9 protein-coding genes and 1 pseudogene are annotated in these 11,129 nt (G+C 68.6%); 7 read left to right on the forward strand and 3 right to left on the reverse strand.

The genetic code is table 11. The features are described 5' to 3' along the window. Positions 1–25 precede the first annotated feature (25 nt). The 3 genes from RJ03_RS30260 to RJ03_RS30275 all read left to right on the forward strand — a co-directional run bounded on the left by RJ03_RS30260 (position 26) and on the right by RJ03_RS30275 (position 4,136). A complete protein-coding gene (locus tag RJ03_RS30260) occupies positions 26–829 on the forward strand; it encodes an acyl-CoA thioesterase domain-containing protein (RefSeq protein WP_036509058.1) in 804 nt (267 codons plus the stop codon). 87 nt (positions 830–916) lie between these two features. Beyond that, positions 917–3,199 carry a glycosyl hydrolase family 65 domain-containing protein gene (locus RJ03_RS30265; protein ID WP_157163538.1) on the forward strand — a complete coding sequence of 761 codons (2,283 nt, stop codon included), beginning with the start codon at positions 917–919 and terminating at the stop codon, positions 3,197–3,199. Between the two features lie 232 nt (positions 3,200–3,431). After that, positions 3,432–4,136: an MBL fold metallo-hydrolase gene (locus RJ03_RS30275; protein ID WP_036509064.1), complete on the forward strand. Its 705-nt coding sequence runs from the start codon at positions 3,432–3,434 to the stop codon at positions 4,134–4,136. 14 nt (positions 4,137–4,150) lie between these two features. On the opposite strand, the gene RJ03_RS30280 is transcribed toward RJ03_RS30275, so the two are convergent. Then, on the reverse strand, positions 4,151–5,113 hold the full coding sequence (locus RJ03_RS30280) for an acyl-ACP desaturase (RefSeq protein WP_036509066.1): 963 nt from the start codon (positions 5,111–5,113) through the stop codon (positions 4,151–4,153). Positions 5,114–5,403: 290 nt separating this feature from the next. On the opposite strand from RJ03_RS30280, the pseudogene RJ03_RS38655 reads away from it, so the two are divergent. The 3 genes and pseudogenes from RJ03_RS38655 to RJ03_RS30290 all read left to right on the forward strand — a co-directional run. Continuing rightward, positions 5,404–7,122 (forward strand): annotated as a pseudogene (locus RJ03_RS38655) (MFS transporter); the annotation flags it as partial. A gap of 144 nt (positions 7,123–7,266) precedes the next feature. Then, positions 7,267–8,100, forward strand: coding sequence for an MSCRAMM family protein (locus RJ03_RS38660; RefSeq protein ID WP_245552433.1), 834 nt, complete (start codon positions 7,267–7,269; stop codon positions 8,098–8,100). A gap of 473 nt (positions 8,101–8,573) precedes the next feature. Next, positions 8,574–8,906, forward strand: coding sequence for a hypothetical protein (locus RJ03_RS30290; protein WP_036509068.1), 333 nt, complete (start codon positions 8,574–8,576; stop codon positions 8,904–8,906). A gap of 88 nt (positions 8,907–8,994) precedes the next feature. Here RJ03_RS30290 and RJ03_RS30295 read toward each other — a convergent pair whose 3' ends face one another. Next, positions 8,995–9,465, reverse strand: a complete 471-nt coding sequence (locus RJ03_RS30295; RefSeq protein WP_232329326.1) for a hypothetical protein — start codon at positions 9,463–9,465, stop codon at positions 8,995–8,997. An 88-nt stretch (positions 9,466–9,553) separates the two neighbouring features. Further along, entirely contained in the window at positions 9,554–10,249 is a 696-nt protein-coding gene (locus RJ03_RS30300) for a MerR family transcriptional regulator (RefSeq protein ID WP_036509070.1), read from the reverse strand. Positions 10,250–10,363: 114 nt separating this feature from the next. Between RJ03_RS30300 and RJ03_RS30305 the strand changes: the two genes are divergently transcribed. Then, positions 10,364–11,129 (forward strand): erythromycin esterase family protein (locus RJ03_RS30305; protein ID WP_036509072.1); only part of this gene is annotated, 766 nt, incomplete at its 3' end.

An 11,129-nucleotide genomic window follows, 5' to 3' on the forward strand; every position in this document is an offset into this window, starting at 1 on the left:
GGGAGCGATAGGACACTATGGGCTGATGACCGATATGCCTGCCATGTTCACCGTCGACGACGACGGTCGGTACCTGCCCCGCAAGTGGGCGTACGGCCGCTGGGGTGCGGACATGCTCAGCGGCCCCGCCGTCTGCGCGGCCGCCGCGCGCACCCTCGAACGGGAACACGGGCTGCCCGGTTTCGTCCCGGCTCGGTTCACCATCGATCTGTTCAAGGCGGCGAAGGGACAGCCGCTCGAGGTGCACACCGAGGTGATCCGCGCCGGTCGGCGGATCCACATCGCCTCGGCCACGGTCCGCCAGGGTGAGGTCGAGGTCGCCGAGGCGCGGCTCGTCCAGCTGCGCGCCACCGACGCCCCTCCGGGCGAGGAGTGGCATTCCGAGCATCCGTTCGACCCGCCCACCGACGCCGGGGTGGACTGGTGGTACCGCAGCGACAACGACTGGTCGACGTCGATGGGCGACCATCAGAACTCCGGCCGCAAGAGCCTGTGGGCGGTCCCGCTGGGCGCGGTCGAGGGCGAGGAACGCAGCGCGTTCGTGGAGGCCGTGGTCGCCGCCGAGTCCACCAGCCTGGTGACCAACTGGGGATCGCAGGGCATCGGATACATCAACGCCGATCTCACCGTGGCACTCGACCGCTTGCCCGTCGGTGACCGGATCGGGCTGCAAGCCGCGACCCACCTCACCGGCAACGGTGTATCCGTCGGCACCGCAACCCTTTTCGATTCGCGCGGGCCGATCGGCACCGGCATGGTGACCGCGGTCGGCAACGCGGCCGCCCAGATCGACTTCTCCGCAAACGGGATCGACTTCTCCGAGAACTGAGGCGCCCGGGCGATATTCGCGTCCCGATATCGCGGCACCGAGCGTGTCGGGTTGACCGCGCGGCGGCAGGTTCCGACGATCGTCGGGGTGAGCCCGATCCGAAGGACGCCCGCTGCGCGGCGTCGGCGCCTGTGGCCGGTAGTGATCGTCGTCCTCGGTGTGGTGGCCGCACCGCCGCCGATGGTGACCGCGGCCCCGGCGGACGAGCTGTGGTCCGCGACGTCGGAATCGTTCGCACCCGGTGATTTCCACGCCGCGCCCTATCTGGGTAACGGCCGGATCGGGACGGTACTGCCGCCCAGCGGTGGTGGATACCACGACTACGGCGATGCGGTGCGCACCTCGTTCCCACTGCAGCAATCCCGTTATACCGGAACGTATCTGGCGGGTTTCTACGCGCAGGCCGAGCCCTCACCGCAGTACACCCAGGTGATCGCCGCGCTGCCCGCGTGGTCGGGACTCACCGTCGAGATCGGCGGGCACCGATACGACGCGGACGTGGATCCGGCGACGGTGCACGAGTACCGGCAGACGCTGGACTACCGCACCGCGACGGTCACCACCCGGGCCGACTGGGCACCGGACCCGCAACACCGGCTGCGGCTTCGCTACGACACCTTCGTCTCCCGCGACCGGCCGGACCTCGCGGTGCAGAAACTGACCGTCATACCCGATCGCGCCGGTGAGGTCGCGGTCGTCGACCGGATCGACGGCGCGGCGGCGCGCCGGGTCGTTTCGGTGACGGCGACCGCCGATCCGAGCAGCGGACGCACGGTGGCGGGAGTCCGCGCGGACGGGACCGCCGACACCGCGTTCGTGGTGTCGTCCGTCGACTCCCCGCCGCAGGCCGCCGGCACCGCACTGCCCGGCGCCGACGGCATCCGATACGTTCTGCCCGCCACCGGGAACGACAGCTACACCTTCACCGCCTACACCGGCATCTCCTCCTCCGACTATGGGCCCGATCCCCTGGCCGCGGCCGCCGCCGCGGCCGAAGCGGGTCGCGCCCAGGGCTTCGAGGCCGCACATTCCGCCCACGCCGCACAGTGGGACCGGCTGTGGCAGCCCACCCTCGAGATCCCGGGCCGCACCGACTACACCCGATGGATCCGCGCCGCACTGTATTCCGTCCTGGCCAGCGTCCGCGCGGGCGAGCGCTGGTCGGTGCAACCGGCGGGTCTGTCGTCCGACGACTACGGCGGCATGACGTTCTGGGACGCCGAGACCTGGATCTTCCCGACCCTGCTGGCGCTGTACCCGGATCTGGCGCGCACCGTGGTCGACTTCCGCGCCGCCGCACTGCCCGCCGCGCGGGCCAACGCCCGCGGCTACGGCCTGCCCGGCGCGCTCTACCCCTGGAACGACGGGCCCGCTCAGCGCTGCGCGTCCCCGATCGGCTGTGGCCTCACCGAGGAACATCTGCACAACGAGATCGCCCTGGCCCAATGGCAGTACTACCTGGCCACCGGCGATCGCGACTGGCTGCGTACTCGTGGCGCCCCGGTGATCACCGCGATCGCCGACTATCTGACCGCGCGGATCGGGCCGAAACTGCCCGACGGCGCCTACCATTTCGCCCCGGCCGCCGGATCCGACGAGTACGTCGCCTTCTCTATCGACAATGCCCTCACCAACGGCGGCGTGCGCAACACGATGGATATCGCCGCCCGAGCGGCCGGACTGTCCGGACTTCCCGTCGACCCGCGCTGGGCCGATATCGGCGCGCATATGGCGATGCCGCCCGATATCGCGCCCGGGGTGCCCGCCGAATATCTCGGCTACACCGGCGCCCCGATCAAACAGGCCGACACGGTGCTGCTCAGCTATCCGTTCACCTACGCGGCGCCCGGCTACTCACCGGCCGCTACCATGCGGTACTACTTCGACCGCACCGATCCGGACGGCCCGAATATGAGCAACAGCGTCGGCGCGATCCTCAGCGCCCGCTACGACCCCTGCCGCACCCAGGATTATCTGGACCGATCCGTGCAGCCCTACGCCCGCGAACCGTACGAATTCCAGGCCGAGGCACGCGGGGACCGGTCGGGGGCCAACGCGCAGGGACAGTCGGCGTGGATCTTCGTCACCGGCGCCGCGGGATTCCTGCAGGGACTGCTCTACGCGCCCCTCGGATGGCGTTGGACCGACAGTGGCCCGGCCATCGATCCGATGCTGCCCAGCGGCTTCCCCGCCGGCCTGACCGTGCGCGAACTCGCGGTCGGTGACACCCGCCTGACCGTCCACATCGCACCGGCGACCACCACGGTGACCCTGACCTCGGGCGACCCGATCACCCTGCAGACTTCCAGCGGTCCCGCCGAAGTGGCTCCCGGACAACCACTTTCGATCCCCACCCGCGCCGCGTGCTGAGCCGCACGCCGGGTGCGCCGACGCGCCACCGGCCGGTCCGTCGCGACGGAACACCGAGCCGAGTGCGGTGCGAGTTGCGCGAGGCGGCCACCCCCACCACGATCGCCGGTGTGCAGAACCACTTCAACCTCGGCGATCGGCCGCACCGGTCCGCCCTCGGCCGGGTCGCGCCCCGCCACAGTGGAATCGCTCCCGCGTCATGGGATCGGCTCGAGCGTGCGGGGGCCGTCGCATGAGCGTCATCGAGCAGGTCGCCGATTCGGTGTACGTGGTGGCCGGAACGAACGTCAACTGGTCGCTGATCACCGGCGACTCCGGCGTGGTCCTCGTCGATGCCGGCTATCCGCGCGATACCGGCGCGGTGCTCGATTCCCTGCGCCAGATCGGCCACGAACCGGCCGACCTGGTGGCGATTCTGCTCACCCACGCCCATCTCGACCACATCGGCGCCATCCCGACCCTGGTCGAACGCACCGGTGTGCCGGTCTACACGGGAGCGGACGAGGCCGCGCACGCCCGCCGGGAGTATCTGCAGCAGATCACTCCCGCCGATATGGCCCGCCAGCTCCGCACTCCCGGGGGACCGCGGTGGGTGTTCCAGACGCTGCGCGCGCTGGGCGGCCACGTCCGCATGAGCGTCCCCACCGCCACCACCGGCGACGAGAACACCCTGCGCCGGCTGCCCGGCGGTATCGTGGCCGTCCCCACGCCGGGGCACACCACCGGCCACACCGCCTATCTCATGCCCGACGAGGGCATCCTCTTCAGCGGCGACGCACTGGTCACCGGTCATCCATTGCTGCCCGACACCGGACTCCAAGCACTACCCGAGGTGTTCAACCACGACGAGGCACAGACCCACACCACCGCGCAATCGCTGATCGCACGACGGCCGCGGCTGCTGATTCCGGGCCACGGCAAACCCATGGCCCGCTGATCTCCCCTGCCCGGTCATACCCGGGCGGGGTGCAGGGCCTCGGCTTTGGCGGCTTCGCGAGCCAGGATGCGCGCCCGCTGCTCCTCGAAGCGCACGACGTCGCGCCCGAGCTTGTCGAGATACTCGGCGAGCTCCTGGCGGGCGCGCTCGCCCCGCTCGGTGAAATCGGTGCGGCCGAAGACATTCCAGTGCCGCAGCACCGGAGTCAGCACCTCGTCGAGATGCTGGCGCAGATCGTAGATGCCGTGCTTGACCATCAGCACACCGTTGCGCCGCCAGTTCGGCATTCCGTTTCCGGGCATCGCGAACGTCTTCGCGATCTTGGTGACCGATTCCATCGCCTGATCCGGCGCCAGATCGAACGCCGCCGCCGCGAGCGACCGGTAGAAGATCATGTGCAGGTTCTCGTCGGCCGCGATTCGCGCGAGCATGGTGTCGGCGATCGGGTCGTTGCACACCCGGCCGGTGGCGCGGTGGCTGATACGGGTGGCCAACTCCTGAAACGTCACGTAGGCGACCTGGTCGAGCATGCCGTGGAAGTGATCGGGCGCGTGCACCCCGCGCGTCATGTGCACCATCCGGTCCTGCTCCAGCGCCACCGGATCGACCCCGCGGGTGACCACCAGATAATCGCGCATGGCGATGGCGTGGCGGTTCTCCTCGGCGGTCCACCGCCCGACCCAGGTCCCCCAGGCGCCGTCGCGGGAGAAATGTTCGCTGATGGTCCGGTGATAGGAGGGCAGATTGTCCTCGGTGAGCAGATTGGTGATCATGGCGACCTTCGCCACTTCCGACAGCCGGGACTGTTCGGGATCCCAATCGACGCCACCGAGTGCCGCGAAATTGCGGCCTTCGTCCCAGGGCACGTAATCGTGCGGGTGCCATTCCTTGGCGGTGGCCAGATGCCGGTCCAGTTGATTCGCGACGACCGGCTCGAGTTCGGTGAGCAACTGCAACTGCGTCAAATCCTTTGGCATGCAATTCCTTTCGAAAAGGTGAACCATCGGGTCAACGACACACAAAGGGGCGATCCGAGAGCAGTGTTGCGCGGCGATACGCTACCCGCTGCTCAGCGGTTGCCGGAAGTTCCCGCAGACGTGTCCCCCGTTCGATGGTGCCGGTCGCATCGCACCGTGAATAGATGTCCGCCGAATCAAACCTGAAGTCCGGACAATTCGGACGTGACATACTCCTCTTCAATTAGTTAGCCATCGCAACTATATTATTTGGAGACCCATTCCGTTTTCCTGTCGATGAGGGAGAGAACTTGGCTTCCGCCCAACCCGCCGAGGAGCTGGATGCCTCCGACATCCAGACCATCGGCCGCCGGCTCCGGGTAGATCACGACCACCCGCACTACAAGTGGGTGGCACTGTCGAACACGACCCTCGGCATGTTGATGGTCACGATCAACTCGTCGATCGTGATCATCTCCCTGCCGGCGATCTTCCGCGGGATCCACCTCAACCCGCTCGAACCCGCCAACGTCAGCTACCTGCTGTGGATGCTGATGGGCTTCATGCTCACCTCCGCGGTGCTGGTGGTGATGTTCGGTCGCCTCGGCGACATGTTCGGCCGCGTCCGCATCTACAACCTCGGCTTCGTCATATTCACCGTCTGCGCGATAGCGCTGTCGTTCGATCCGTTCGATCTCGGCGGCGGCGCGATATGGCTGATCGCCTGGCGCGTGGCGCAAGGTATCGGCGGCGCCATGCTGATGGCCAATTCGACGGCCATCCTCACCGACGCCTTCCCCGCCAGGCAGCGCGGTATGGCGCTGGGTATCAACCAGGTCGCGGCGGTCGCGGGTTCGTTCCTGGGTCTGCTGATCGGCGGGCTGCTCGCCGAATGGGACTGGAAGGCCATCTTCTGGGTCAGCGTGCCGTTCGGCATCCTCGGCACCATCTGGTCCTACAAGTCGCTGCACGACAACGGCGCCCGCCAGCCCGGATCGCTCGACCTCCCCGGCACCGTCACCTTCGCCCTCGGCCTCACGGCGCTGCTGGCCGGTATCACCTACGGCATCCAGCCCTACGGCGACTCCAAGACCGGCTGGGGCAACCCCTGGGTGCTGACCGGCGTCATCGGCGGCATCGTGCTGCTCGTGCTGTTCTGCGTCATCGAGGCGAAGTCGAAGCAGCCGATGTTCCACCTGAGCCTGTTCCGCAACCGGACCTTCGCGCTGGGCAGTTTCGCGAGCCTCATGGCCTCCATCAGCCGCGGCGGCCTGCAGTTCATGCTGATCATCTGGCTGCAGGGCATCTGGCTGCCGCTGCACGGCTTCGACTTCGAATCGACACCGCTGTGGGCCGGTATCTACATGCTGCCGCTGACCATCGGCTTCCTGGTCTCGGGCCCGCTGTCCGGTTATCTGAGCGACCGCTTCGGCGGACGGTTGTTCGCCACCGGCGGCCTGCTGCTCGCCGCGATCACCTTCGTCCTGCTGATCGTGATCCCGGTGAACTTCAACTACTGGCTGTTCGCGCTGATCATCCTGCTCAACGGCCTCGGCATGGGCATCTTCACCTCGCCGAACACCGCCGAGGTCATGTCCGCGGTCCCGGCCTCGCAGCGCGGCGTCGCCTCCGGTATGCGCGCGACGCTGATGAACGGCGGTATGGCACTGTCGATCGGCATCTTCTTCTCGCTGATGATCGTCGGCCTGTCCGGCACGCTGCCCGGTGCGATGAATTCCGGGCTGAAGGGCCAGGGCGTCCCGGCAGATGTCGCGGGACAGATCGCGGATATGCCGCCGGTCGGCAGCCTGTTCGCGACCTTCCTCGGCTACAACCCGTTCAAGGAGTTGCTCGGCCCGAGCGGCACCCTGGACCAGCCGGGCGTGCATTCCGATGTACTGACCGGCCAGGAGTTCTTCCCGCACCTGATCTCCGATCCGTTCCATTCGGGTCTGGTGGTGGTGTTCCTCGCCGCCGCGGTGATGATGCTGCTCGGTTCGATCGCCTCCTGGTTCGCCCGCGGCGACTACGTCGAGCACGAGGCGCAGGAACTGGCCGAAGCGGCCGACGCCGGCCTGGTCACCGACGCGGACGCCGAGGCCGAGACAGGGCGGCCGGCCACCAACGGACATCCCGTTCCCGCCGGTCGCCACGCCCTCGCGGCCACCGCGGTGATGCCCGCCGCGGCACCGCCCGCCCGGTCGGAGCGCTCGATCAGCGGACATGTGCTGCGCACCGACGGCCATCCACTCGACGGTGTGGCGCTGACGCTGATCGACCAGCAGGGACATCAGGTCTCGCGTGCCACCGGCGACCCGCGGGGCGGGTATGTGATCGATCCGCCGGCTCCCGGCAGCTATGTGCTGATAGTGTCGGCGCGCGCACAGCAGCCGACCGCGGTCACCGTCGCGGTCGACGGGCGGCCGCAGCGCCTCGACGTCACGTTGCACGGTTCGGGTGAACTGTCCGGCTTCGTCCGCGCGGCGGGCCGGGCGGTGCCCGATGCCACCGTCACCCTCACCGATCTGCGCGGCCAGGTCGTCGGCGCGGCGGTCACCGATGCCGACGGCGGATACCTGTGCTCGGGTGTCGTCGGCGGTACCTACACGCTGGTCGCGGTGGCCGCGCATCTGCGCCCGACAGCCATGACCCTGACCGTGCCCGACAGCGGCGTGCTGCACCACGATGTGGAGCTGGTCCCGCTGGCCGTGCTCACCGGCTCGGTCCGGGCCGGCGATCGGGCGGTCCCCGACGCGCTGGTCACGGTTCTCGACGAGACCGGCGCGGTCCTCGGTACGGCCCGCACCGACGGCGAGGGCCGCTACAGCGTGACCGACCTGACCGAGGGCACCCACACCGTCGTGGTCCGCGGTTACCCGCCGCGCGAGGCCCGGGTCGAGGTGGCCGGCGGCGCGGTCGAACACGACGTGCGGCTGGGCTACGACCTGCCCGCCGGCAGCGAGGCCGCCGAACCGGACACCTCGGAACCGGCATTCGACCGGGACTGACCGAGACCGGCCGACATCGTCGGCCTTCGCGTGGCTCCAGCACAGTGTGGTGCTGGAGCCACGCGCGTTTCCGGCCATGGGCCGTGCTCTCGGTCACCGCACCCGAAAAGACCGATGTCGCACACTTTTTCGCCGAGTAGCCGGAAGTCGGACAGGGCTGCCTGATGTCCGCTTTCCACTCGCGCCACCGCCGTGCCGAGCAGAGGGCATGCGGCGGCGATGAAAGTGCCCTGAACGCCTGTCCCCGTTGATCTTCGGCGCAGTGCGCCGGCCGCTGAAAAATGGCCGCTACCTGCGCAAATCGGTGTCCCCCTCAGCAAACTCGACCGGACACCCGCCTGCCGGTCCCGCGGCCGCTGGTTGTCACGGCACGAAAAACACCGTTAAGCTTGAGTTTGCCAGAAAGATGCTGAGAGAGAAGCTCCCTGGCCTACGAGTTCGCCCGCGTGCAGTCGACTCGAGGATGGACCGATATGACCTTCCTTGCCCTCGGATATCTACGCAGAGATGTGTCGCGACGGCACCAGCATTGGGACGAGTCCCAAATACGCTGGCTGGCAGGGCGTTTGGGTTACAACCTATGCAAGACCGTGGCGTTGAGCAACCGCACCTGCGATCCGATCCAGCAGCTGATCGACGCGGTGGTGCGACTCGATGCCGAGGCCGTCGTCGTTCCGAGCCTCGACCACTTCGCCGACCGGGTGATCCCCGCCGACCTGCTCGCGATCACCGACGTCGTCACGGTCACGCCCGAACACACGTATGCGCGCTGGGCCAGCGAACTGCCCGAATTGAACGGTACGTGACAGTCCCGGAAAAGCCTGTCGCGCAATTCGTCCGGATCCATCGATCGAAGCACGGGCGAATCGCGCGACAGGGTTTCCGCCGGCTGGATCAGCTGCCGGTGATCGCCTCGTAATAGAAGAAGTGGTGGCCCTTCGCATCACAGGAGAAGCTGCCGTGAAAGCCGACCGCGCACGTCGATCCGGCGTGTGAGACCGCGGGGCCGGCGGTCGGCCCGGACCCGGCGCTCTGGCCGTACGTCGAGATATCGGGGTTGCCGCCGGGCAGGGTGTGCGGAGTCCCGGCATCGAACCCCGGATGCGCGGGCGCCCACGGCACGTCGATGACGACCTCGCGAACCGGGAAGGGAACCGGCACCGAAACGTTGGTGCCGAGCTGGATGGACATCCACGTCGGCGTGGCGAGGTCGCATCCCACGCTGCCGTCGTCGGCGATCGAGCAGTTCAAAGTCCCGGCGGAGAAGTACACCGGCCCGGGAGTGTCGGCGCCGGCCACGCCGCCGAACGCCAACGGCGCTGCCGCACCGGCCATCGCCAACGTCCGCACGATCCATCGTTTCACGCTGCCTCCTTCGGTGTGATGATGTCCCTGACATACCCATCGGCCAACCGCCACAACCCATTACGAGTCCGCGCGACATCCGGACCGGCTACCGGGCCGGGTCCACCAGCCTCAGGTACTCGTCGAGCCGGGCGGCGCCGGTCAGCAGATGGCGACTACGGGTGATCAGACGCTGCTGCCACGCCTCGAGAAATACCCTGAGCGCCGCCGCGCCGCCCGCCTCTCGCAACGACTCCAGAAACTGCGCGACCTGCGGCAGCAGGTAGCCCCCGCGGCGCAATTGCCTGGCGATCTCGGCGTCACGCACGCAGTCCGGGCCGTACCGGCGGTAGCCCGTCGCGGGGTCCCGGTCGGGGCGCAGGATGCCGTGGGTTTCCCAGGTGCGCAGGGTCGCCGGATGTACCCCGATCCGGCGCGCGAGTTCGCCCACGGTCATCGGCGGCCCGGGAACCGGTGGGGGCGCGGCGGACAGGCCGCTCAGGGCCGTCGCGACTTCGGTGCGAGTCCCGCGTTCGGTCAGTAGCGCGACATGTGCGGCGTCGATGAGCCGGTAGGCGGATTCGAGGTCGTCGCGATGGATCGCGCGCATGATCTCCGCGGCCTGCCGATGCCCGTGCCCGGCGCGAAGGGCGAGAAAGGCGCGCAGCGCCAGCGCGTGCCGCGGGGTGTAGCGGCGGTAACCGGTCTCGGTGCGCTCGGTCGGCGGCAGGATGCCCGCATCGTCGTAATTGCGGATCGCCTGCGGGGACAATCCGTGTTCGCGGGCGAGATCGACGGGTCGCAGGATTTACCTCCGTTTGAGACTTCGACCGGTGTTCTACCAGCTCATTTCCGCAGAAGCTTCACTCGAACCTTCAACGATAGTGTCGAAGGTATTCGATGCCGGAAAGGGGTATCCATGTCCACTGCCACCGCCCTGCGTGCCATCGGCCGCCCACTCGACGACCCGGCCAGCCTGGGCCGCACGCTCGACGAACTGCTCGCCGCGCGTCCCGAACCTCCGGCGCTGCTCGGGCTCGGCGAGCCGACGCACGGAATCGCGGCATTCCCGTTGCTGCGCAACGACATTCTGGCCCACCTCGTGGAGCGGGGATTCCGGTCGATCGCGCTGGAGATCGATCTCTTCGCCGCCACCCGCGTCGACGACTACATCCACGGCGCCACCGCGGATATCGACGAGGTCCTCGCCACCGGGTTCAGCCACGGCTTCGGCGCGGTCCCGGGCAACCGCGAACTCGTCGAATGGCTGCGGGCCTACAACGCCGGGCAGTCACCGCGAGACCGATTGCGCTGCTACGGTTTCGACGCGCCGGTGGAGATCTCCGCCGCGCCGAGTCCGCGCGACCCGCTCTCGGCGGTCGCCGGCTATCTGCCCGCGGCGCTGCGGCCGGAGTCGGCACGTGACCTCGACGCCCTGCTCAGTGCCGATACCGAGTGGACGAACGAGGCGGCCATGTTCGATCCGGCCGCCTCGGTCGGCAATTCCGACCGTGCCCGTGCTCTGCGCGTCGTCGCCGACGACCTCGCCGGCGCGCTGCACCGCGCGGGTCCCGGTCTGCGACCGGCCGATCCGATCGGCTACGACCGGGCGGTCGCCCAGGCGCGCACCGCCCAGGGCCTGCTGCGCTACCACGCGGCCATGGCCACTCCGGCCGCCGATCGCC

This window comes from Nocardia aobensis NBRC 100429, from assembly GCF_000308375.1.
Classification (GTDB): domain Bacteria; phylum Actinomycetota; class Actinomycetes; order Mycobacteriales; family Mycobacteriaceae; genus Nocardia; species Nocardia aobensis.

Bases quoted from the DNA above. Each gene is read 5' to 3' on its own strand.
- RJ03_RS30280 (WP_036509066.1), bottom strand. From the start codon at position 5,113: ATGCCAAAGGATTTGACGCAGTTGCAGTTGCTCACCGAACTCGAGCCG.
- RJ03_RS30275 (WP_036509064.1), top strand. From the start codon at position 3,432: ATGAGCGTCATCGAGCAGGTCGCCGATTCGGTGTACGTGGTGGCCGGA.
- RJ03_RS30260 (WP_036509058.1), top strand. From the start codon at position 26: ATGACCGATATGCCTGCCATGTTCACCGTCGACGACGACGGTCGGTAC.
- RJ03_RS30290 (WP_036509068.1), top strand. From the start codon at position 8,574: ATGACCTTCCTTGCCCTCGGATATCTACGCAGAGATGTGTCGCGACGG.
- RJ03_RS38660 (WP_245552433.1), top strand. From the start codon at position 7,267: ATGCCCGCCGCGGCACCGCCCGCCCGGTCGGAGCGCTCGATCAGCGGA.